We start from the raw sequence: 22,405 nt of genomic DNA on the forward strand, positions 1-22,405 counted from the left end.
TTGTGCCAGGGGATCAGGCGCCCTGGGGACGGGCCGTGCGGCCGCGTCCGGTGGTGCCGCGCACCAGCCGTACGAACCAGCCCAGCGCGAGCGACTGCAGCAGCACCGACACCACGAGGGCCAGATAGAAGAACCAGGCGGGACCGCCCGACTCCGCACCCCACAGTGAGCCGCCGACGAAGAAGAGGAACACGGTGGGCGCCGCGAGGAAGAAGAGCCACACCCCCGCGAAGGACGCGTCCTCGTGGGCGACGAACAGCGTGTCCACGGTGACGAACACGGCCGTCGCCGCCACGACGCCCAGGTAGATCAGCGATGCGGCGTTGCCGAACGTGAGGCGTACGAGTGTGCGAAGGTGCTGGTGGTTCATGACCGGCCTGTTCATGGCGTGCTCCCCGTCAATGGCTGAGTCTCCATCGTGCGTCCGGGGAATCGTTCCTGCCTGAGTACGCCTACTCACTGCTCATGAGTGCGCGTTGCGCGCGCCGTAGCCGAGGGCGGCGGCCGCCGTGGCGAGCAGGGCCACCGTGGTCAGCGCCACGGGCAGCGAGAACCAGTCGGCCAGGAAGCCGATCGCGGGCGGCCCGAGCAGCATCCCGCCGTAGCCGAGGGTCGAGGCCGCGGCCACTCCGCCGGGACCGGCCAGCTCGCCGGCCCGGCCGACCGCGACCGGGAAGATGTTGGCGAGGCCGAGCCCGGTGACGGCGAAGCCGAGGAGCGCGAGCCAGGTGGTCGGGGCGAGCGAGCCCAGCAGCATCCCCGCCGCGGCGGCGATGCCGCCCACGACCAGGGTGCGGGTCTGGCCGAGCCGTTCGAGCAGGGCGGTGCCGCTGAGACGGCCCGCCGTCATGGCGAGGGCGAACAGGGAGTAGCCCGCGGCCGCGATCCCCGGGCGCGCGTGCAGATCCTGCTCCAGGTGCAGGGCGCCCCAGTCGGCCAGGGCGCCTTCGCCGTACGCCGTGCAGAGCGCGATCACGCCGAAGAGGATCACCACCCGGCGGGCCCGGCCGTCGAGCCGCCGGGGGCGCGCCGTGCCGTCGGCCGTCGCCGGGACGGGCCTGCGTGAGGGATACCGCAGCAGGACCGGCCCCGTGAAGGCGGTGACGAGCAGACCGATTCCGGTCAGGCACAGGAGATGTGCGGCGGGCGAGAGGCCGCCCGCGACGAGCCCGCCGAGACCGGCGCCGATCATCCCGCCGAGGCTGAACGCGGCGTGGAAGCTGGGCATCACCGGCCGCCGGAGGGTGGCGACCAGATCGACGGCCGCGCTGTTCATCGCCACGTTCATCCCGCCGTACGCGGCGCCGAACACCAGCAGGACCAGGCCGAGCGAGAGGGCCGAGTGGGTCTGTGCGGGCAGCGCGATGCTGAGGGGGAGCAGAACGCCGCAGACCACGGTCACCGGGTGGCTGCCGAAGCGGTGGCAGAGCCGGCCGGTGAGCATCATCGTGATCACGGCACCGGCGGATACGCCGAGGAGTGCGAGGCCGAGGGTGGCGGCCGAGGCGCCGGTCTGGTGCTTGATGGCCGGGATGCGGACCACCCAGCCGGCGAAGAGGAACCCGTCGAGGGCGAAGAACACGGTCAGCGCGGTACGGAGACGGGCCGACGAAGGCGGGGCGGTGGTGCCGCCCGGTCCCCCCGGCAGTGCCGTCCGCAGTTTGTTTAGTTGCGGCACAAACTCAGCATAGGGGTCCGCCGACAACCGGCGCAAGACAGCCGCCCACCGCTCCGCCCACCGTTCCGTCCGCCGGGCGGCGCACGGGCGGAGTCGGCCACCACGGCGTCAAAGTCACCTCCGGATCATGGGAGACTCGCCCCCATGAACGGCAAGGCGACCACCACCCGGACGAAGCTGGAGAGGGGCCGCAGCGCGCTCGGACCCGCGCTGGAGCTCGTCCACACCGGACGCGCGCCCACGCGCGCCGTCCTCACCTCCGAGCTGGGAGTCACCCGCGCCACGGCGGGTGCGGTCGCCGCGGAGCTGGAGGCACTCGGCCTGATCCAGGTCGACTCCAGCCCCGGTTCGGCCGCCGGCTCGCAGGGCCGCCCCTCCCACCGGCTGGCCGTGCGCGAGTCCGGCCCGGTTGCGGTCGCCGCCCAGGTCCACGCGGACGGCTTCCGGGCCGCGCTGGTCGGACTCGGCGGCCGGCTCGTCGCGACGGCCCCCGGCTGCGTCACCATCACGGCGGACCCCGCGCAGGTCATCGGCGAGGTCGTCGACGACTGCGCACGGCTGCTGCGGGACAGCGGACTGCGGTGCGTGGGGGCCGGCCTCGCGGTGCCCTCCGCGGTCGCCGAGCCGGAGGGCACCGCGCTCAACCCGCTGCACATCGCCTGGCCCGCCGGCGCCCAGGTCCGCGAGATCTTCGCCACCTGCGTCCGGGAAGCGGGCATCACCGGACCGGCGTTCACCGGGAACGACGTCAACCTCGCCGCGCTCGCCGAGCACCGCCACGGCGCCGGACGGGGGGCCCAGCACCTGCTGTGCGTGGCCACCGGACACCGGGGCGTCGGCGGCGCCCTCGTCCTGGACGGCCGCCTGCACACCGGGAGTTCCGGGCTCGCCCTGGAGGTCGGCCATCTCACGGTCAACCCCGAGGGCCGCCCCTGCCACTGCGGCGGCCGGGGCTGTCTGGACGTCGAGACCGACCCGCTCGCCTTCCTCGTCGCCGCCGGGCGCACCCCCGGCCCCGAGGAGTCGCTGCTCAAGCAGTCCGGCGACCTGCTGCGCAACGAGTACGACGACGCGGCGGTGCGCCGCGCCGCCGAGGAGCTGATCGACCGGCTGGGCCTCGGCCTCGCCGGCCTGGTCAACATCCTCAACCCGGACCGGATCATCCTCGGCGGGCTGCACCGCGCCCTGCTCGACGCCGACCCCGAACGGCTGCGGGCCGTGGTCGCCGACCGCAGCCTGTGGGGCCGCAGCGGAAGCGTCCCGATCCTGCCCTGCACCCTCGACCACAACAGCCTGGTCGGGGCGGCGGAGCTGGCCTGGCAGCCGGTGCTGGACGACCCCCTGGGCGCGCTCGCCTAGGCGGTGTCCCCGGCCGTCCCCGCCGGGGCCCCGAAGGCGAAGGCCCGTGCCGGGTTGGCCGTCAGCAGGGCCGACACGGTGTCCGCGCCGAGCGTCTCCTCCAGCCGGGGGTGCAGCCGGCGCAGCAGGTGCGGCATGCCCGGTGTCTCCGGCACGGTGGTGTCGCCGCCCAGCAGCAACTGCCCGGCGAAACCCGCCTCGGCCAGGGCCGCCAGCTCATCGGGCAGCCGCCAGTCCGTCGCGTGGTGGGCGCGCGAGGGGCCGTCGAACGCGAGGAAGGCCCCCGCCCGCGCGGCCTCCCGCTGGACGGCACCGTCCGGTGACCTGCCCAGGTGACCGAGGATCACATGACGCGGCGGGACTCCCAACTCGCCGCACAGCAGGTCGAGTACGTCGAGCGCGGCCGTGCCCAGCTCCAGATGGACGGCGATCGGCGCGCCCGTCCGGTGATGGGCACCGGCCGCCGCCGTCATGGTGAGCCGGGCGTGCGCGTCGACGGTGTGGAAGGCGCCCGCGACCTTGATCAGGCCCGCCTGCACGGTGGTGGAGCCGATGCCGCGCGTCAGTTCCGTGACGAAGAGGTCGGCGAGGCCGTCGCGGATCCGGTCCAGCAGCGCGGCCGGGTAGTGGACCGCCTGGTGCAGCCCGGTCGCCGCCACCACATGGGCGCCCGTCGCACGGGACAGCTCCACCAGCGCCTCCACCTCGCGCCCCATCCCGTACGGCGTCCACTGGATCACGGACCGGCCGCCCGACGCGCGGAAGGCGCGCAGCCGTTCGGCCGCCGAGGCGGGATCGGCCAGTTCCTGGCCCGGCAGCGCGGGGGTGCGCAGGAAGAGGTGGTCGTGCGCGTCGCACACCCCGAGGTCCGCCGGCGGGATGTCGCCGAGGACGGTGCGGACCGCGGCTACCACCGGGGCACCGCCTCGAGGCGTTCGCGGCCCGGCCGGCTGAGGTGGAGCACCTGGTAGCGGTCGCCGGGCTCCTCGGGCGCGGGCTGTTGCTCCCAGAGGGTGAAGTGGACCAGCTCCCAGTGGCGCGGGTCGAGCGCCAGCGCCGTGGCGACCGCCCCCGGCGCCTTCGCGAGCCGGCGGCTCTCCTCCAGTGCGGCCCCGGCGGCGTCGGCGGGTGCCACCGTGTCGGGGACGGCCGCGACACGCCGGGTCGCGGCGCGGGGGAGTGCGCCCGACGCGGGCCCTTCGGCGTACGCGAGGCCCGTCCAGTGCCGCACCTCCGGGCGGCCGAAGTCCCGTACCACGCCCTGGAATCCGGCTCCCAGGAGGAAGGAGGTCATGCCCTCGGGGTCGGCCCACAGATAGAAGGGCGCGTACTCGTTGACCGGGGAGTCCTCCCCCTGCTCCCGCATCAGGTACGCCTTGATGCCGAGGCCGGGGAAGTCGTCCATGAGGTGGCCCTTCGTCGCCACCCGTTCGCGGATGATGCCCATGTCGTAGTCGGCGGGCAGGGTGATCGCGTACTGCATGGCGTGCATGGTGATCTCCTCAGGCCGCCGGGTAGTCGGAGACGGCGGCGTCGGTGTGCCAGTGGATGGTGCTGCCGTCCTCCGCCGCCTCGACGAGGGCGAGATGGGTCATGAAGGCGCGCGGCGAGGCGCCGTGCCAGTGCCACTCGTCCGGCTCGATCCACACGGTGTCGCCCGCCCGGATCGTCTCGACCGGCCCGCCCCTGCGCTGCACCAGGCCCTCGCCCTCGGTGACATGGAGCACCTGACCGTGCGGGTGGGTGTGCCAGGCGGTGTGCCCGCCGGGGGCGAAGTGCACGCTGAACGCCCGTATCCGGGACGGCGATTCGGGCGCGGCCACCTCGTCCAGCCAGACCTGGCCGTTGAACTGCGCGGCCGGACCCCGCTGGGTGTCGGGGCGGTTCCTGGTGATGCGCATGTACGGGTGCTCCTCGGGAGGTTCGGTGGCGGATCAGGCGGTTGCGGTACGGGGGGCGAGCAGCGCGAGCAGTCCGCGCACGCCCGCGTCGAAGGCGTCCGTCGTGCGCGAGGCGCGGGCGAGCACATAGCCGCCCTGCACGGTCGCGACGATCGTCGCCGCGATGTCACCGGGCACCAGGCCCGGCGTGAACTCGCCCCGGTCCAGGCCCTCCTGGACGATCGCGGCCAGCCGTCCCCGTAGCCAGGCGATCGTCTCGTCGACCGGCGCCCGCAGCTCCTCGCTCTCGATGACCTCCGGGTCCATCGTCAGCCGGCCCACCGGGCAGCCCCGCAGCACATCGCGCTCACGCAGGAGGTAGCCCGCGATGCGCTCGTAGGCGGAGCCGGGGGCGTCGAACAGCCGGCCCGTCATCTCCCGCATCTCCTCGGCCGTGCGCCGGATGGCCGCGAGCGCCAGATCCGGCTTGCCGGAGAAGTGGTGGTACATGCTGCCCTGGCCCGCGCCCGCGTGCTGCTGGATGGCCTTGGGGCTCGTACCCACATACCCGCGCTCCCACAGGAGCTCCCGAGTGGCTTCGATCAGACGGTCCGGAGTGCTCATGCCCGTACTGTACATACTAGTAGGTACAGCCAGCAAGCGGAGGCCGGGAGCAGCCGCCGGGCCGCCGTCTACTCCCGAGGGGGTACGCGGACGGCCGCTGCCCGTACGACGACGCGGACCCCTCCCCGGGGACAGGCTCGGAAGCGACACGAAGGACGTGCACCGCACCGACCGAGGAGCTGACCGAGATGAACACCCTGGCCTTCGACGGCGGACCCGGACCGTGGGTCCTCCTCTTCCCGCTCGTCTGGGCGGCCGTGATCGTCACCGTCGTCACGGTCCTGCGCCGCACCCTCTGGCGCGGCCGGCGCGGCCCCTGGCAGGGCAGGCCCGTCCAGGGCGGCCCTGCCGAGCCCTCACCGATCGCCCTGCTCGGGCGGCGCTTCGCCGCCGGCGAGATCGACGAGGACGAGTACTGGCGCCGGCTCTCCGTGCTGGACGAGCAGTTCGGCATCCGGGGCAAGGACGGTGCCGCATGACCACCACCGTTCCCGCCACCGGCACCACGACCGCCGCCCGGGTCGTCGACGCCGTGAAGACCTACGGCACCGGCGGCACCGAAGTGAGGGCCCTGGACGGGGTGAGCGTCGGCTTTCCGGCCGGCCGTTTCACCGCGATCATGGGGCCCTCGGGCTCCGGCAAGTCCACCCTGATGCACTGCGCCGCCGGACTCGACACCCTCACCTCCGGCTCCGCGTTCATCGGAGACACCGAACTCGGCGCCCTCGACGACCGTCGGCTCACCCTGCTGCGCAGACGGCGCGTCGGGTTCGTCTTCCAGGCCTTCAACCTGCTGCCGACGCTCACCGTCGCCGAGAACATCACGCTCCCCATGGACCTGGCGGGGGAGCGGCCCGATCCGGCACGGCTCGACGAGCTGATCGACACCGTCGGGCTGCGCGACCGACTGCACCACCGTCCGAGTGAACTCTCCGGCGGCCAGCAGCAGCGCGTCGCTGTCGCCCGCGCCTTCGCCGGCGCCCCCGACGTCGTCTTCGCCGACGAACCCACCGGCAACCTCGACTCGCGCTCCGGACAGGAAGTGCTCCGGCTGCTCGGCGGCACCGTCCGCCGGACCGGCCGCACGGTCGTCATGGTCACCCACGACCCCGTGGCCGCCGCCCACGCGGACGAGGTCGTCTTCCTCGCCGACGGCCGGCTCGTCGACCGGATGCCGGGCCCCACCGCCGAACGCGTACTCGACCGCCTCAAGGCCTTCGACCCCGCACCGAACACCCAGGGCACGCCATGACCGGCACCCGCGCCACCGTGCGCCTCAGCCTCTCCTCGCTCCGGACCCACCGGCGCCGGTTCGCCGGCACCCTGACCGCCGTCCTGCTGGGCGTCGCCTTCCTCACCGGCACTCTCGTCATGGGGGACACCCTGCGCGCGAGCTTCGACACGATGTTCGGCAACGCGGCGAGCGGCACCGACGCGGTCGTCCGCAGCACCAACGTCGTCACCGTCTCCGGCGAGTCCCAGGGCACCCGGCAGCCCGTGAGCACCGCACTCGCCGCACGCATCCGCGCACTGCCCCAGGTCGCCGCGGCCGCCCCCGTCGTCCAGGGCGCCGGCCAGCTGATCGGCGCCGACGGCAAGCCGATCGGCGGCCAGGGGCCGCCCACCCTCGCCGGGAACTGGATCGACGACCCGCAGCTCAACCCGTACCGGCTCGCCGAGGGCCGCGCCCCCGCCGCGCCCGGCGAGGTCGTCGTCAACCGGGGCACCGCCGTCAAGGGCGGACTCGGGATCGGCGACACCACCGTCCTGCGCACCCCGGACCCGGTCCGCGTCACCGTCGTCGGCCTGGCCACCTTCGGCGGCGAGGACGGCATGGCGCAGGTGACCTACACCGGCATGACCCTCGCCGACGCCGAGAGGCACCTCACCGCCGCGCCCGGCCGGGCGTCCAGCATCCAGGTGCGGGCCGGACCAGGCACCGGTCAGCGGGAACTCGTGGACGCCCTGCGGCCCGTGCTGCCCCCGGACACCGAGGCCATCACCGGGCAGGCGTCGGCCGCCGAGAACCAGGACATGATCTCCGGCGCCTTCCTCAGCCTGTTCACCACGCTCCTGCTGGTGTTCTCCGGCATCGTGCTGCTGGTCGCGACCTTCTCCATCCACAACACCTTCGCCGTCGTCGTCGCCCAGCGCACCCGCGAGAACGCCCTGCTGCGCGCACTCGGCGCCTCCCGCCGGCAGATCCTCGGCTCGACCCTGACCGAGGCGGGCGTCGTCGGCGTGCTCGCCTCCGCGGCCGGTCTGGCCGGGGGCATCGCCATCGCCGCCGGGCTCCAGGCGCTCTTCCCGGCCATCGGCTTCCCGTTCCCCGAGGGCCCGCTCGTCATCAGCGGGGTGTCCCTGCTGCTGCCGCTCGCGGTCGGTGTGCTCGTCTGCGCCGGCTCCGCCCTCGTCCCCGCCGTCCACGCCGGACGCACCACACCCCTGGCCGCCCTGCGCGAGAGCGCGGTCGACGACTCGGCCGCCTCCCGGACCCGGGCGTACACCGGGCTCGTGCTGCTCCTCGCCGCTGTCGCGGTCACCCTCACCGGTGCGCTCGCCCTCCCCTCCGTCTGGCTGTCGGGCGCCGGCGCCGTCCTGACGCTCGTCGCCTTCGTCGTGCTCGGCCCGGCCGCCTCCTCGTACGCCGTACGCGTCCTCGGCGCGCCGCTCGGCCGGCTGCGCGGCGCCACCGGGCACCTCGCCCGGCGCAACGCGCTGCGCAGCCCCAAGCGGACCGCGTCGACGGCGACCGCCCTGATGACCGGGGTCGCGGTGGTCTCGCTGTTCACGGTGTTCGGGGCCTCGCTGAAGGCCACCATGAACCAGACCGTCGACCGGTCCTTCGCCGGTGACCTCGCCATCAGCGCCCCCTCCTTCGGCGCGGGCGGCAGCGGCCTCAGCCCCCGGCTCGCCCCGGCCGTCGCCCGGCTCCCCGAGGTGGACACGGCCGTCGGCCTCGGCAAGGGCGTCGCGGAGGTCGACGGCTCCGGACGCGCCCTCACGGTCACCGACCCGGCCGCCCTGGCCAGGGTCCTCGACCTCGGCCGGACCGACGGCTCGATGGCGGACCTCGGCCCGGACGGGATCGCCGTCTCCGGCCACGAGGCGGACCGGAGGGGTCTGCGCACCGGCTCCACCACGCGCCTCACCTTCGCCGACGGCCAGGAGCGGACCTTCACCGTGCGGGCCGTGTACGGGCAGGCGGAGCCGGCCGGGGACTACGTCATCACCCGTCAGGCCTGGGCGCCCCACCGAGGGCAGGACTCCGACTCGCTCGTCGCCGTCTCCTTCGAGGACGGGGTCCCGGCTGCCGACGGCCGTGCCGCGGTCGAGAAGACCGCCGCCGCGTACGGGAACCCGGACGTCCAGACCCGGAGCGAGTACGCGCAGTCCTCGGCCGGCGGCATCGACATGATGCTCACCCTGGTCTACGCCCTGCTCGCGCTCGCGGTGCTGATCGCCCTCCTCGGCATCGCGAACACCCTCACCCTGGCCCTCCACGAGCGCACCAGGGAACTGGGCCTGCTGCGGTCCGTCGGACAGACCAGGAAGCAGCTGCGGGCCATGGTCCGCTGGGAGTCCGTGCTGGTCGCCGCGTTCGGCACGGCCGGGGGCCTGCTGCTGGGCGGCTTCCTCGGCTGGGTCCTGGTCAAGGCGTCCGAAGGCACGGGCGACACGGCGTTCGCCTTCGCCCTCCCACCGCTGCGGCTCCTGGTGGTCGCCCTCGTCGGCATCGCCGCGGGCGCGCTCGCCGGCCTGCGTCCCGCCCGCCGGGCGGCCCGGCTGGACGTGCTCCTCGCCATCGCCGCCGACTAGGCCGGACGGACAGGAGCGGGACGCCCGTCCGGGCGTCCCGCTCCCGCCGCCTCAGCCCACCGCCGCCGACCGGGCCGTCGAAGGCGGCGCGCCCTCCGGCGCCATGACACCGCTCAGGTCGAACGGCCCGTCGGTCGTCGCGCCGTACAGCACATGCGGGGGCCGCGCGGCGTACGGGGAGTGCGTGGGAAGGGTGAACCAGACGACCTTGCCCGCACCGCCCCGGGGACGGACGCCCCAGCTCTCACTGACCGCGGCGATCAATGCGAGCCCGCGCCCCGAGGTGCTGGAGTCGTCGGCCTCGCGCACGGTCGGCAGCCGTGGGTCGTGGTCATGGACGGACACCGTCAGCCGTTCGAGGAGCAACTCGATCTCGACGGTGCATGATTTGTCCGGCTGTGCATGCCGGTGGACGTTGGTCAGGAGTTCGGTGACGCCGAGCGCTGCCTGGTCGATCAGAGGATCGAGATGCCAGTAGCGCAACTGCGCCGAGATGATTCTGCGGACCTGACCGATCCGCGACGGCAGGGCCTGGAGCTCCACCGTGCAGTGCCTGCTTGGCTCGCTGATCACGGCTGCGACTCCCCGAAATAGGTCCGGAAGAAGACGAAGGAACGGATCCAGCACATGCGTTCTGCTGATTCCGGGCCGGCGGCCTGGATCACAGTGTCACCGCCGGTACACCATGAGTGACGTGACTCCAATGTCGCTCAGGGCCCACGGCTCCGCAACTCGCGGTGTCCCCCGCCCCCGCCGTGTCAGCCGCCCCGCCCGCCCGCGCTGCGCAGCGCCTCCAGGAACCGCCGCGCGGGCGCGGCGTCGTCGGGCTTGCCGTCGAGCCGCCGCATCGTGAGCCGGTACCGCGTCCCGTTGACCCGCGCCACCGTCGCGTCCGCCCCCGCGAACCACGGTCTGCCCGCGCTCACCGTCCCCACCGGGGCGCTGTCGATCTCCGTGCCGTAGCTGGTCAGCAGGGCCAGCCGGCCGTCCTTGACCGTCACCTGCCCGGCCCGGGTGAGCGAGCGCGCCCACCGGTCGATCCGTACGCCCGTCTCGCTGAACTCCGTTTCGGACATGGCCCCTTCGCCCCCTTCGTCACGCCTCTGAGAGGAAGTGTGCCCATCCGTGGCCGTACGCACCAGAGGCGGGAACGGGACGCGGCGGCGCATTCGTGCCACCCCGCCCCGGCGGCGCCGGGCCCGCAACACCAAGGCAGGGCTATGGAGGATCAAAGTCAATGTTTGTGCAGGTAGGGGGCATATCGTGGGGGCCGTCGAGACCGGTCGCACGAGGAGAAGCACGCAGATGGACACGAGTGAGCACAGGCCCGGCGGCGAACCCGTCGCGACCGTCGACATCGACCGCACCGACCTGGAATACCGGGCCTGGCTCAAGGAGGCCGTCCGCAAGGTCCAGGCCGACGCCAACCGCTCGGCCGACACCCATCTGCTGCGCTTCCCGCTGCCCGAGAGCTGGGGCATCGACCTCTACCTCAAGGACGAGTCCACCCACCCCACGGGCAGCCTCAAACACCGGCTGGCGCGCTCGCTCTTCCTGTACGGGCTCTGCAACGGCTGGATCCGTCCCGGCAAGCCCGTGATCGAGGCGTCGAGCGGATCGACCGCCGTCTCGGAGGCGTACTTCGCCAAGCTGATCGGGGTGCCGTTCATCGCGGTGATGCCCCGCACCACCAGCCCCGAGAAGTGCCGTCTCATCGAATTCCACGGCGGGCGCTGCCACTTCGTCGACGACTCGCGCCGGCTGTACGAGGAGTCCGCCACGCTCGCCGCGGAGTCCGGCGGGCACTACATGGACCAGTTCACCTACGCCGAGCGGGCCACCGACTGGCGGGGCAACAACAACATCGCCGAGTCGATCTACCAGCAGCTGAGGCTCGAAAGGTACCCCGAGCCCACCTGGATCGTCGCCACCGCGGGCACCGGCGGCACCTCGGCGACCATCGCGCGCTATGTGCACTACATGCAGCACGACACCCGGATCTGCGTGCCCGACCCGGAGAACTCCTGCTTCTTCGACGGCTGGACGCACCACGACCCCCTGGCCACCAGCGACTGCGGCTCGCGCATCGAGGGCATCGGCAGACCGCGCATGGAGCCGAGCTTCGTCCCGGGTGCCATCGACCGGATGATGAAGGTCCCGGACGCGGCCAGCGTCGCCGCCGTACGCGCCCTGGAGCGGTCCATCGGGCGCAAGGCGGGCGGCTCCACCGGCACCGGGCTGTGGAGCGCCTTCAAGCTGGTCGCCGAGATGCTGGGCCAGGGCCGCACGGGCAGCGTCGTCACCCTGTTCTGCGACCCGGGCGACCGCTATCTCGACAAGTACTACTCCGACGCCTGGCTGGCCGCGCAGGGCCTCGACATCGCCCCGTACGCCCGGACCATCGAGGACTTCCTGGCCACCGGCAACTGGCCCGGCCAGCAGCCCGGCCCGGTCTGAGCGGTGGCCGGGGTCAGGCGGGAGCGGCGGTGAGCCGCCGGTCGAGGCTGCGCATCGCGTCGCGGAACGAGCGGCCCACCACCGCGCGCCCCCGCCGCAGGGCGAACCGGAACACCGGCGTTCCATCGGCGGCGAAGGTCCAGCGCACCCGCGTCCCGGTGCCGGCCGGGGTCAGCCGCCACTCCTCCACCAGGGCCCGCAGACCGGGGGCGTTCGAACTGTCGATCCGGTAGGCGTACCGCTCGGCCGGCTCCGCGGCGACGACCGTCTCGCGGAACACGACCCCGCCCCGCAGCCGCACCGCCCGGCCGGCGCCCCCGTCGGCCGGCACGGCGGCCGTCACCCCGGTGAACCAGCCGGGCCAGCCCTCGACGTCATCGGCCAGCGCCCGGTACACGGCGTCCGGAGGAGCGGACACCTCGGCGGCGAACACCAGCCGCAGGGGAGCGGTCCCGACGAAGTCGAGGCCCACGGAGCGGAGTCGGCGTGCCATGGATCGCACCTCCCGTGCGGTCGGCGGCAAACGGGGCCGCGCACACCATAGCTGTCACTCCGTCAGATGTCGTCCCCCCGGGCGCACCACGCCCTCAGGCGTACGGCTGGGCCGGCCGGTCGAGCATGGAGTCCAGCACCCGGCCGAAGACGCGCCGCCCGGCGGCGGCGATCAGCGGGTCCGCCCAGCGCGGCAGGAACCGCACCCCCAGCTCCTCCACCCACACCACATGGGAGCCCGCACGGTTGGGGTACACATCGATCGACGCCCGGCCGAGCACCACCCGGCCGCGCTTCTCCAGCCGGCACATCCCGGCCCGGCTGCCCGACGGCGGCGACCACCGGACGACCTCCATCGGGTCGTCGAACGCCACCGGACCCATCCCGGTACGCGCCACGAACACCGTCCCGGTCCGTGTCGGCAGCCCGGTCGGCACCGTGATCGTCGTCAGCGGCACATGCGCGGCGTGCCGCTCCCAGTCCGTCACCCGGCGCCAGGACTCGGCTGCGGGCAGAGGGGTGAAGCGCTCGATCCGGAAGACGGCCACACCACGATCCTAGGGCGTGACGGCGCTGCCGCGAGCGGAGCGGAATCGGCGGCCTCAGCCCTGCGCGGGCTCGCCGGCCCCGTCGCGGCCCGCGACCAGCAGACCGGGCAGATGCTCCTCGATCTCCTCGCGGGCCCCGTCGGACAGCCCCGCGTCCGTGACGAACGTACTCACCCGGTCCAGCGTGGCGAACGAACTCAGCCCCACCGTGCCCCACTTGGTGTGGTCGGCGACGACCACCACCAGGCGCGCGGACTGCACGAAGCGGCGGTTGGTCTCCGCCTCGGCGAGGTTCGGCGTGGACAGCCCCGCCTCAACGGAGATCCCGTGCACACCGAGGAAGAGCACATCGAAGTGGAGCGTGGCGATCGCCTGGTCGGCGACCGGGCCGACCAGCGAGTCGGACGGGGTCCGCACCCCGCCGGTGAGCACCACGGTCGCGGCCCCGGGCCGGGCGCCCGGCGTACCGGGCCGCTGCGCGGCGTGGAACACATCGGCGACCCGCACCGAGTTGGTCACCACGGTCAGATCCGGAACGTCCAGCAGATGCTGGGCCAGCGCATAGGTCGTGGTGCCCCCGGACAGGGCGATCGCGCTGCCGGGCACCGCCATCGCGGCCGCCGCCCGGGCGATGTCCTCCTTGGCGGTGAGCTCCAGCGTCGACTTGGCCTCGAAACCGGGCTCGTGCGTGCTCGCCTCGACCACCGGCACCGCGCCGCCGTGCACCTTCTCGATGACACCCTGGCGGGCCAGCGCGTCCAGGTCCCGGCGCACGGTCATGTCCGACACGTTCAGCCGGCGGGTGAGCTCGTTGACCCGGACCCCGCCGCGCCTGCGCACCTCGTCCAGGATCAGCGCACGCCGCTGCTCCGCGAGCAGATTCTGATTCTCGCTCAACGCCGGGCCCCGTCCTTCCCTCTGGCCGTGCAGAAGTGTCTCCGAACGGCCTCATCCTGCCACGCGGTGTCGCGGACCGTCGCACGGGGGAGATTCGGTGAGAGCGATGCGGAGACCGGCGCCCGTCCACGATTCTGGTGACCGGGCATCAGTCGCCTTCCCCCTCCGAGAGCGAGACCCCTGTGCCACCTGCCACCGAGACCCCGCAGAATACCGGGCCCGCGCTGGAACTGCTGGTCCACGGCGTGGGCGGAGCCACCCCGCAGGAGGTGCTCGTCGACCCGCGCACGGTCCGGGTGACCGGAGACGCCACCGCGGCCGTCTACCGGCGCGCCGAGGACGTCGACGCCGAGGCCCACCCCGAGCGGTACCGGGACAAGCCCATCGCCGAGGCGTACTGCTGGTCCAACCTCACCTCGGGCAACGGCTCCCGCGCGCTGTGGCTCCTGCTCCTCCCGTTCATGGTGATCAACCTCGCCCACTGGATGCGCCCGGCGGCCCGCCGGCGCCCCCGCGCGATCCGGCTGTACGGGGTGCTCGTCCGGCTGATCGCGCTCAGCCTCACCGTCCTGCTGACCGCCGCGGCCTGCGAGGTCGCCCTGGACCTCACCGCCTGGCAGTGCGCCGGCGTGCGCGCCTGCTCCGACCGCCGGTCCTGGCTGGGCTTCCTGTCCGCCGCCCAGGGCGGCTGGTGGTCCCAGCCGGGCCGCCGGCTCGCCCTCGCCGCCCTGGTGCCCACCGCACTGGTCGGACTGCTCTGGTATCTGTCCAACCGGACCTGGAGCGCCTACGAGTCACAGCGCCCCCTGACCGAGCCCGGCCCCGACGGCACCCCGCCCGACGCGCGCATCCGGCCCGCGCTCGGACGGGCCGGATTCTGGTACGGACGCCGCCTCGTCGCCCGGCTGCGCGCCGCCCACACCGCCGCCGGATTCCTGACCGTCACCGCCGCCGTCACCGGCGCCGCCGCCCGCCACGACCGGGCGACGGCGGGACCCGTGCCCGAACTGCTCGGCCGGCTGATCGAGGGCGCGCTCGTCCTCGGCCTGCTCGTCGTGCTCTGGGTCATCTGCCGCCGGGGCCGCAGCGAACGCCGGCTCGACAACCGGCTCGACCGCGCCGTCATCAGCTATCTGCCCGTCACCTCGCTCGCGCTGCTCGTCCTGGCCGCCGTCCACGCCGCCTGGTCCCGCCCCGGCTGGGTCTCCGCCGGGACACTCCCCGGTGATGTCACCTTCCGCGTCATCACCCTCTCCCAGGGCGCGCTGATCGTGCTGCTCGCCTCCGTCGCCCTGCATCTGTACCGGCGCGCTCCGGAGCCGCGCACCGTGATGCGCGGACTCGGCGGACCGGCCGTCGCCATGCTGGCCTGCGCGCTCGGCGGCGTCATGAGCGGCGGGGTGGCGCAGCGGGTCGCCGACTGGCTCGACGGGCCCGGCAGCCCCGGTATGGGCCGCAGCGTCGTCATAGAGGGACCCCCGGTGCTGCTCAGCTGGCAGGCGTCCGTCATCCCCGTGCTCCTGGTGCTGCTCCTGGTGCCGGGCACCGTGCTCGGCGTACGGACGTATCTGGCCGCCCGCCGGCTGGAGCCCGTCATCGACGCGGAGTACGGCGAGACGCGGCCCGACCCCTCCCGGACCAAGCGGATCGCCATGATCCGGGCCACGGCGGCGCTCACCGACTCCGCCCCCGGCATGCTCGGCCTGGTCTCCGGCGCCACCCTGCTGCTGGGCGCAGCCGCCGTGGGCGGCGCCTGGGCGACCGGACAGGTCCCCGGACTCGCGATGGACGGCAGCGGACCCTTCCTGGAATCGGCCGCCGAGGCCGCGCAGTCGACCGGCTCCTGGATGATCGGCTTCGGCTTCCTGATATTCGTCACGTGCGGACGCCGCGCCTACCGTGACGCCTCGGCCCGGCGCACCATCGGCATCCTCTGGGACGTCGGTACGTTCTGGCCGCGCGCCGCCCACCCCTTCGCCCCGCCCTGCTACGCCGAGCGCGCGGTACCCGACCTGGCCTCGCGCATGTCCGGCTGGACCGCCCGCACCCGTGGCCGGCTCGTCATCTCCGGACACTCCCAGGGCAGCGTGCTGGCCGCGTCCGCGGTCTGGCAGCTGCCCGCCGGGACCCGTGCCCGGGTCGCCCTGCTCACCTACGGATCACCCATCGAACGCCTCTACGGCCGGTGGTTCCCCGCCTACTTCGGGCCCGCCCAGCTCCACGGGCTGCACCGCTCCGTGCACTGCTGGCGCAATCTGTGGCGGGCCACCGACCCCATCGGCGGCGAGATCAGGCTCGGCGAGGAGTCCGGGCCCGAGGTGGACCGGGGCCCGCTCAAGGACCCCCTGGTCTACGGCCGCACCCCCGAGCACCCGCTCCCCGAGCCGGTGCTCGGCCACTCCGACTACCAGGCCGACCCGGTCTTCGCCCGGGAACGGGCCGCGCTCCTGGAGCGCCTGGCCCCCGTCCTGCCGCACCAGGCCGACGCCTCGCGCGCACCGCTCAAGGGAGTTCCGGAAGGTCCTCCGGATACAGCAGGGTGAGGTCGTCCGTGCTCGTCTCGGCGAGCTGGGCGACCCGGCCCGCATGCCGCTCGACCATCGACTCGAAGGTCTGGCGGGCGGTGCGGCCGTTGCCGAACGCGGGGCCCTTCGGCAGCTCCGCGAAGTACTTCAGCAGGGCCTCGCCGGTGCCGGAGGCGAGGCTGTACTCCTGCTCCTCGCTCTGCTGCTCGACGATCCTCAGCAGCTCGTCCGGCTCGTAGTCGCTGAAGGTGATGGTCCGCGAGAACCGTGACGCCACACCGGGGTTGACGGTCAGGAACCGCTCCATCTCCTGCGTGTACCCGGCGACGATGACGACCACCGCGTCCCGGTGGTCCTCCATCAGCTTCACGAGCGTGTCGATGGCCTCCCGGCCGAAGTCCCGGCCGGAGTCCTCGGGGGACAGGGCGTACGCCTCGTCGACGAACAGCACCCCGCCGCGCGCCCGGTCGAAGGCCTCCTGGGTGCGGATCGCCGTCGAGCCGATGTGCTCACCGACCAGGTCGACCCGGGACACCTCCACCAGATGGCCCCGCTCCAGCACCCCGAGCGAGGCCAGGATCTCGCCGTAGAGCCGGGCCACCGTGGTCTTGCCCGTGCCCGGGGAGCCGGTGAAGACGAGATGGCGCCGGACCGACGCCGCCTTGAGCCCGGCCAGCTGGCGCCGGCGCCCCACCTCGATCATGTCCGTGAGGGCGCGCACCTCGCGCTTGACGCTGTCGAGACCGACCAGCGCGTCCAGTTCACCGAGGACCGCCGCCGATGTGCGCGCCGGCTCGGCCGGGGCCTCGGGCACCGCCGGTTCCACGGCACGCGGCGCGGGGACCGCACCGAGCAGCCCGGGGGCCGACTGGGTCGCCGTCAGGACGCTCGGCGCCGGGGGAGTGGCGGTGCGCAGCCCGCTCTCGTCGCTGCTGCAGTCCTCCACGACCGGCCCGTTGCCCGTGCCGTCGGCGGGTCCGCCGCCCTCCGGGAACTCGTAGCCGCCCCGCGCGCAGCGCTCGGTGCGGCACCGGGTCAGAGTCGTACGGCAGCCCTCCATCACATGGAAGCCGTAGCCCTCACTGCCCGTGACCCGGCAGCTGTCGAAGGTGCCGCGGCCCTCGGCCGACACATAGAAACCGGCCTCGGCGGGCGAGGTCACCGTGCAGCGCTCGATCCTCGGGTCGGCGCCCTTGGTGACGATCACACCCGTCTGGGCCGCGTCGACGGTGCAGTTGTTCAGCGTGCCGCCGCTGCCGTGGTCGCGGAACCAGGCACCGGTGGACGCCTCGCGGATCCGGCAGTCGTCGAGCTGCGCGGTCGCCCCGTCGCTGACCGACACCGCCGTGTTGCGGATCTGGGACAGATCGCTGTCCACGACGTCCGCGCGGGACCCCCGGTCGAGGACGAACAGGGCGTCCGGCACGTCGTGGACCCTGCAGGAGTCCAGTATCACCGTCGCCCCGTCGCTCACCCAGACCGCCGGATAGTCGCCCGTGCTGTCGTGGATCTCGCACTGGTTGGCGTCGACCCGGGTGCCCGGGTCCCAGACGGACAGCCCGTTGCGGCCGAACCTGCGCACCGTCGAGCGGGTCAGGGTCAGCACCGAACGCGAACGCAGATCCACCGCGTTCTCGGGGATGTCGTGGATGTCGCAGTCGGCCAGCGTGAGCACCGCGTCGGTGTCGAGGGTGACCCCGTCCGCCGAGGTCCGGTGCACCGTGCAGTCGGTGAGATGTGCGGAGGCGCGGGCGGACACCTGTATGCCACTGCCCTTGATCTCGTAGACCTCGCAGCCCACGGCCTCCAGACCGCTGCCCTCGCCCGTGACCGAGAGGCCCGCGCCCGAGGCGTGGTGGACGCGGCAGCGCTCCAGCCGGGGGTGGCCGCCGTCGCGCACCGAGACGCCCGACTGGCCCGCGGAGACGATCTCGCACTCCTCGAACACCCCGCCCGCGCCGTCGAGTACGGCGATGCCGACGCCGGCCGGATTGTCGACGGTGCAGCGGCGCACGGTGGGCCGGGCCGCACCGCGCACCTCCATCCCGGCGGCCGAGCGGGTCACGATCCGCAGGTCCGCGAGCTCGGGCGCGCCCTCCTCGATCAGCAGGGCGGGGGCAGCCGAGTCCTGGCCCTCCACATGCAGATCCTGGACGACGGCGGAGGCGCGCAGCGTCAGCGGCACCCCGTCGGCCGGCGCGATCCGTACGGAACCGAGCGAGCCCTCCGGCCCGCGCAGCGTCACCGCGCGGTCGATGACCAGGTTCTCCCGGTAGGTGCCCGGGGCGACCGTGAGCACATCACCGTCCGCCGCCGCTTCCAGCGCCGCGGTGAGGGAGGCGTATTCGCCAGTGCGGCGCCGCCACCGCGATGTGCCGGTGTGCGTCACCTGGACCGTGCCCTGTGCCATGGCGCTGTCGTGCCCCCGTCTCGTGCGTGTGTGATGCCCGGGTCACCGGCCTCGCGGCAGCGACCAGCCGGGGTCCGCCTGCCGGAACGACGGGCGGGCCGGTCCACCGTAGCGCGCGCGGAGGACCGGAGTTGACCCGATCCGCAGGTCCCGGGGTATGTCCGGACGAAAGACCTAGCTGCCGGTGCCCGTCCTGCCCCAGTCCGGACCGGCCTTGGCCCAGGCGCGGTCGAGCCGCTCGTACCGCCGCTGCACCATGCGCCATACGATCAGGCGCCGCACGCCCTCGACCAGGAGGGCGGCCAGCATCGCCGCGCCGAAGCCCGCCAGCGCGGCGTGCGTGTGCGCCGTCGGCCCGTCCATGGGGCGCACGGCGGGGGCGCCCTTGCGGTCCGTCCATATCCGGAGCCGGGAGCCGGGGGCGGTGTTGCGCGCGGAGGTCGTCACCACCGCGCTGCGCGCCGTACCGTCCGGGGTGTGCCAGCGGGCCACCACCGCGGTCTGCGCCATGCGGTCCGTGGTGGCCTCGGGGTCGGCCGCGAAGTGCTGGGAGGCGACCCGGCGCACCACGACGGCGGTGGTGAGATGGCGGCCCGACTGCTGGGCGCGCACCGACCGCTGGAGCGCGGCATCCGTGCGCGCTCCGCAGAACCAGCCGAGCGCCGGCGCCGCCAGCACCAGCAGAAGGAACGCGACCAGAGCCACCCACGCCTCGCGCCGGTCCGTGGCGCGGCGCAGCGGATTGTGCCGCCAGCGCCATACTCCCGTCAGTGCTCGCACAGTCCTGCACCCCCTTGCCCGGCCAACGCACCGCCGGTCCTCGTGAGTTCCCGGCCCTGCGGGCACTTTCGGCCGAGTACGCGCTCCCCGCCGCCTCCACCGGCTCGACCCGTGTGCCGTACGGCATCATGCCGACCGTTTCCCGCGGTTGTGGGACCTCCACGGTCGGCGCCGCGCTCCCCGGCGCGGACAGGACGATGCCGCCGTCCGGCAGCGGTCCGGCACGGGCCGGCGACATGCGCAGCAGGCGGCGCTGGGCGACGGCCGCTCCCGTGGCGTCGACCCGGCGTTCAGCTGCGGGCCGCCGCCCGGCCCCCCGAGACCTCCTCCGGAAGGAACCCTGGGGCCCCTCCGGACGGGCCTAGTACCCCCGGCCCTGGTACGGGCGGTTGTAGGGGTCCTCGTACGGGGACTGCGCGGGGACGGGACGGGCCGCCGCGGGACGCATCGACTCGTACCCCGTGCTCGGCGCGGGCCGCTGCGGTTGCTGCTGCTGGTACGGCGGGGGCGACTGGTACCCGCCGCGGCTCGCCGACGGCTGCTGCGGGATGTACGGCGCCGGCGCCGCCTGCAGATGCGCCGGCCGCATCGGCGCGTAGCTCTGCTGCGACGGCTGCGGATAGCCGTACGACTGCTGTGGCTGGGAGGGCGCCGCGGGAAGAGCCGGCAGGGCCGCGGGGAGAGCCGGCAGATAGCTGTTGCCGGTGTCGTAGGCGGCGGGCACTCGGATCGGTGCGATCTGAGGCGTGCCCCGCTCCGCGACCAGGGAGTCGTAGATCGGAGTGTCGGGGAACGACGGCGCGGCGTAGTAGCCGCCGCCGTAGGTGGAGCGGGGGGAGGTCATGGCACCTAAGTTAAGCCCACGATGTGCTGATTGGGGAGCCCCAATCTTGGGGTCATCCGATTTACGCCAGTTCTGACCGTCTGACCTGCTAAAACATTGACAAGGCCGCCGTCGGTGACGGGGGCCTCCGCGCTGGTCGCCGCGCCGGTGGCCCACGACCGGGTCGCACGGGCGGCCGATATCCTGTGGCCATGCCAGCCACCCGCCGCACCGCACGCCAGACCGACCTCCTGGAGCGACTGGTGGCGCTGGTGATCGCGGAGGGGTTTGCCGCGTTCACCCTCGACGACCTCGCGGAACGCCTGCACTGCTCGAAGACGACGCTGTATCAGCTCGCCCGCAGCAAGCAGGGGCTGGTGCGCGAGGCGGTCAAGCACTACTTCCGGAACGCGACGTCCGCGGTCGAGAAGCAGGTGGCGGACACCGCCGCGCCGGCCCAGCGGGTGGTCGTCTACCTCACCGCGGTCGCCGAGCAGTTGCGGCCGCTGTCGCGCCGGTTCCTCGACGACATGGCCGGCCTCGACGTGACCCGCGAGGTGTACGAGGCCAACACCCGGCGCGCCGCCGACCGCATCCGTGAGCTGATCACGGAAGGGGTCGACGCGGGGGCCTTCCGGCCGGTGCACGCCGCGTTCGTCGGCGAGGCGGCCGCCGCCACCATGCAGGCGATCCAGCAGGGCGAGGTCGGCCACCGCACGGGCCTGAGCGATTCCGAGGCGTACGGCGAGCTGGCCTCGCTCATCGTGCACGCCGTCGCACCCTGACGCCGGGGGAGGCGGTCCCCTGCTCACCGGGGGCCTGTGTCAGTGCTCCGCGCCTCCGGTGGTTACGGCGGACGGTGTGCTCATTACGCCGGCGCCGGCGGAGCGCAGCGCGCGGCTGATCACCAGGCGCTGGATCTGGTTGGTGCCCTCGAAGATCTGCATGACCTTGGCCTCGCGCATGTAGCGCTCGGCCGGGCCGCCGGCCGAGTACCCCTCGTCGCCCATGAGTTCCACGGCGTCCCCGGTCACCCGCATGGCGTTGTCCGTGGCGAGCATCTTGGCGATGGACGCGTCCCGGCCGAAGGGCAGGCCCTGGTCCTTCAGCCGGGCGGCGGCCAGGGTGGCCGTACGGGCGGACGTCACGGCGGCCGCCATGTCCGCCAGGGCGAAGGCGGGGCCCTGCTGCTCGATGAGGGGGGCGCCGTACACCTCGCGCCGGCAGGCGTGGCCGACCGCCGCGTCCAGCGCGGCCTGCGCGAGCCCGACGGCGACCGCCGCGATGCCCATCCGGCCGTTGTCGAGGGCGGCGAGCGCGATCTTCAGCCCCTGCCCCTCCTCGCCGATCCGCCGCGCCACGGGAATGCGCACGTCCTCGAAGCGCATGCTCGTCGTGGCCGACCCGGTCAGCCCCATCTTCCGCTCGGGCGGGTCGGCGGTGAGGCCGGGGGTGTCGGCGGGCACCAGGAAGCAGGAGATCCCGTGCGAGCGGTGGTCGGAGGTACGGGCCATCACCGTGTAGAAGTCCGCGTGGCCGCCGTGCGTGGTCCATGCCTTCAGACCGTTGATGACGTAGTGGTCGCCGTCCAGGACGGCCCGCGTACGCATCGCCGCCGGGTCGGAGCCCGCCTCGGGCTCGGACAGGCAGTAGGCGCCGAGCGTACGGCCGCCGAGCATCCGGGGCAGCCACCGGCGCCGCTGCTCCTGCGTACCGAAGCGGGCGAGCGGGAAGCAGGCCATGACGTGGACCGACACCCCGACGCCCACGGAGGCCCAGGCGGTCGCCACCTCCTCCAGGGCCTGCAGATACACCTCGTAGGGCCGGCCGCCGCCCCCGTGCTCCTCGGGGTAGGGGAGGCCCAGCATGCCCAGGTCCCCCAGCGCCCGGAAGGCGTCGCGGGGGAAGGAGGCGCCCGCCTCGGCGGCTGCGGCCCGGGGTGCGAGCGACTCCTGGGCGAACGCGCGGACGGCGCCGAGCAGTTGGACTGCCTCATGGCTGGGAAGTACGCGATCGGCGGGCATGGCTCCCCCTCGCTGTGATACTGAGAATGAAACGACAGTATCATTCACGGTATCGCCGAGGGGGTGCGCTCACCGCGGATCCGGCCCGG

The 22,405-nt window shown here is 73.7% G+C and carries 21 protein-coding genes and 1 pseudogene; 7 read left to right on the forward strand and 15 right to left on the reverse strand.

Annotation, left to right across the window (positions count from 1 at the left end; translation table 11 throughout):
* Nucleotides 1-13: 13 nt before the first annotated feature.
* Together RLT58_RS32385 and RLT58_RS32390 are read right to left on the reverse strand one after the other, a co-directional pair.
* A complete protein-coding gene (locus RLT58_RS32385) occupies nucleotides 14-385 on the reverse strand; it encodes an SCO4225 family membrane protein (protein ID WP_311313907.1) in 372 nt (123 codons plus the stop codon).
* A gap of 78 nt (nucleotides 386-463) precedes the next feature.
* The gene (locus RLT58_RS32390; RefSeq protein WP_311314720.1) at nucleotides 464-1,582 is read right to left on the reverse strand and encodes an MFS transporter; all 1,119 of its coding nucleotides are present in this window, start codon (nucleotides 1,580-1,582) and stop codon (nucleotides 464-466) included.
* Between the two features lie 240 nt (nucleotides 1,583-1,822).
* Here RLT58_RS32390 and RLT58_RS32395 point away from each other — a divergent pair, with 240 nt between their 5' ends.
* Nucleotides 1,823-3,037, forward strand: a complete 1,215-nt coding sequence (locus RLT58_RS32395) for an ROK family protein (RefSeq protein ID WP_311313908.1) — start codon at nucleotides 1,823-1,825, stop codon at nucleotides 3,035-3,037.
* On the opposite strand, the gene RLT58_RS32400 is transcribed toward RLT58_RS32395, so the two are convergent.
* From RLT58_RS32400 to RLT58_RS32415, 4 genes are read right to left on the reverse strand one after another with little or no spacing between them, the layout of a single operon-like run.
* Complete coding sequence (locus tag RLT58_RS32400; RefSeq protein ID WP_311313909.1) at nucleotides 3,034-3,951, reverse strand: phosphotriesterase family protein; 918 nt, start codon at nucleotides 3,949-3,951, stop codon at nucleotides 3,034-3,036. The genes RLT58_RS32395 and RLT58_RS32400 overlap by 4 nt on opposite strands.
* A complete protein-coding gene (locus RLT58_RS32405; protein ID WP_311313910.1) occupies nucleotides 3,945-4,529 on the reverse strand; it encodes a DUF4865 family protein in 585 nt (194 codons plus the stop codon). Before RLT58_RS32405 ends, RLT58_RS32400 begins: the two co-directional genes overlap by 7 nt.
* 10 nt (nucleotides 4,530-4,539) lie before the next feature.
* Nucleotides 4,540-4,938, reverse strand: a complete 399-nt coding sequence (locus RLT58_RS32410) for a (R)-mandelonitrile lyase (protein WP_311313911.1) — start codon at nucleotides 4,936-4,938, stop codon at nucleotides 4,540-4,542.
* Nucleotides 4,939-4,971: 33 nt separating this feature from the next.
* Nucleotides 4,972-5,541, reverse strand: a complete 570-nt coding sequence (locus RLT58_RS32415) for a TetR/AcrR family transcriptional regulator (RefSeq protein WP_311313912.1) — start codon at nucleotides 5,539-5,541, stop codon at nucleotides 4,972-4,974.
* 188 nt (nucleotides 5,542-5,729) lie between these two features.
* Between RLT58_RS32415 and RLT58_RS32420 the strand changes: the two genes are divergently transcribed.
* The 3 genes from RLT58_RS32420 to RLT58_RS32430 are packed head-to-tail and all read left to right on the forward strand — an operon-like array spanning nucleotide 5,730 to nucleotide 9,360.
* Nucleotides 5,730-6,020: an SHOCT domain-containing protein gene (locus RLT58_RS32420; protein WP_311313913.1), complete on the forward strand. Its 291-nt coding sequence runs from the start codon at nucleotides 5,730-5,732 to the stop codon at nucleotides 6,018-6,020.
* Nucleotides 6,017-6,793, forward strand: coding sequence for an ABC transporter ATP-binding protein (locus RLT58_RS32425; RefSeq protein WP_311313914.1), 777 nt, complete (start codon nucleotides 6,017-6,019; stop codon nucleotides 6,791-6,793). The genes RLT58_RS32420 and RLT58_RS32425 overlap by 4 nt, the downstream gene beginning before the upstream one ends.
* A complete protein-coding gene (locus RLT58_RS32430; protein WP_311313915.1) occupies nucleotides 6,790-9,360 on the forward strand; it encodes an ABC transporter permease in 2,571 nt (856 codons plus the stop codon). Before RLT58_RS32425 ends, RLT58_RS32430 begins: the two co-directional genes overlap by 4 nt.
* 51 nt (nucleotides 9,361-9,411) lie before the next feature.
* Here RLT58_RS32430 and RLT58_RS32435 read toward each other — a convergent pair whose 3' ends face one another.
* Nucleotides 9,412-9,933, reverse strand: coding sequence for an ATP-binding protein (locus tag RLT58_RS32435; RefSeq protein WP_311313916.1), 522 nt, complete (start codon nucleotides 9,931-9,933; stop codon nucleotides 9,412-9,414).
* Between the two features lie 185 nt (nucleotides 9,934-10,118).
* Nucleotides 10,119-10,436 (reverse strand): hypothetical protein, encoded by a 318-nt coding sequence (locus RLT58_RS32440; protein WP_311313917.1) that lies wholly within the window; start codon nucleotides 10,434-10,436, stop codon nucleotides 10,119-10,121.
* Between the two features lie 229 nt (nucleotides 10,437-10,665).
* Here RLT58_RS32440 and RLT58_RS32445 point away from each other — a divergent pair, with 229 nt between their 5' ends.
* A complete protein-coding gene (locus RLT58_RS32445; protein WP_311313918.1) occupies nucleotides 10,666-11,817 on the forward strand; it encodes an L-cysteine desulfhydrase Cds1 in 1,152 nt (383 codons plus the stop codon).
* 13 nt (nucleotides 11,818-11,830) lie between these two features.
* Here the strand turns inward: RLT58_RS32445 and RLT58_RS32450 are convergent, their stop codons facing one another.
* The 3 genes from RLT58_RS32450 to RLT58_RS32460 all read right to left on the reverse strand — a co-directional run bounded on the left by RLT58_RS32450 (nucleotide 11,831) and on the right by RLT58_RS32460 (nucleotide 13,754).
* A complete protein-coding gene (locus RLT58_RS32450) occupies nucleotides 11,831-12,310 on the reverse strand; it encodes an SRPBCC family protein (RefSeq protein WP_311313919.1) in 480 nt (159 codons plus the stop codon).
* Nucleotides 12,311-12,404: 94 nt separating this feature from the next.
* Nucleotides 12,405-12,857, reverse strand: coding sequence for an SRPBCC family protein (locus RLT58_RS32455; RefSeq protein ID WP_311313920.1), 453 nt, complete (start codon nucleotides 12,855-12,857; stop codon nucleotides 12,405-12,407).
* Nucleotides 12,858-12,911: 54 nt separating this feature from the next.
* On the reverse strand, nucleotides 12,912-13,754 hold the full coding sequence (locus RLT58_RS32460; RefSeq protein ID WP_311313921.1) for a DeoR/GlpR family DNA-binding transcription regulator: 843 nt from the start codon (nucleotides 13,752-13,754) through the stop codon (nucleotides 12,912-12,914).
* Nucleotides 13,755-13,936: 182 nt separating this feature from the next.
* Here RLT58_RS32460 and RLT58_RS32465 point away from each other — a divergent pair.
* Nucleotides 13,937-16,284: pseudogene (locus RLT58_RS32465) on the forward strand (hypothetical protein); the annotation flags it as partial.
* Here the strand turns inward: RLT58_RS32465 and RLT58_RS32470 are convergent.
* The 3 genes from RLT58_RS32470 to RLT58_RS32480 form a co-directional block, all read right to left on the reverse strand.
* A complete protein-coding gene (locus RLT58_RS32470; protein WP_311313922.1) occupies nucleotides 16,257-18,689 on the reverse strand; it encodes a right-handed parallel beta-helix repeat-containing protein in 2,433 nt (810 codons plus the stop codon). The pseudogene RLT58_RS32465 and the gene RLT58_RS32470 sit on opposite strands and share 28 nt — an antisense overlap.
* A gap of 174 nt (nucleotides 18,690-18,863) precedes the next feature.
* Nucleotides 18,864-19,460: an Rv1733c family protein gene (locus RLT58_RS32475; RefSeq protein ID WP_311314721.1), complete on the reverse strand. Its 597-nt coding sequence runs from the start codon at nucleotides 19,458-19,460 to the stop codon at nucleotides 18,864-18,866.
* A gap of 370 nt (nucleotides 19,461-19,830) precedes the next feature.
* A complete protein-coding gene (locus tag RLT58_RS32480) occupies nucleotides 19,831-20,313 on the reverse strand; it encodes a DUF6643 family protein (protein WP_311313923.1) in 483 nt (160 codons plus the stop codon).
* Nucleotides 20,314-20,504: 191 nt separating this feature from the next.
* Here RLT58_RS32480 and RLT58_RS32485 point away from each other — a divergent pair, with 191 nt between their 5' ends.
* Entirely contained in the window at nucleotides 20,505-21,077 is a 573-nt protein-coding gene (locus tag RLT58_RS32485; RefSeq protein ID WP_311313924.1) for a TetR/AcrR family transcriptional regulator, read from the forward strand.
* A 39-nt stretch (nucleotides 21,078-21,116) separates the two neighbouring features.
* Here RLT58_RS32485 and RLT58_RS32490 read toward each other — a convergent pair whose 3' ends face one another.
* Nucleotides 21,117-22,316: an acyl-CoA dehydrogenase family protein gene (locus tag RLT58_RS32490; RefSeq protein ID WP_311313925.1), complete on the reverse strand. Its 1,200-nt coding sequence runs from the start codon at nucleotides 22,314-22,316 to the stop codon at nucleotides 21,117-21,119.
* Nucleotides 22,317-22,405: the final 89 nt, after the last annotated feature.

The organism is Streptomyces sp. ITFR-16, from assembly GCF_031844705.1.
Lineage (GTDB): Bacteria > Actinomycetota > Actinomycetes > Streptomycetales > Streptomycetaceae > Streptomyces.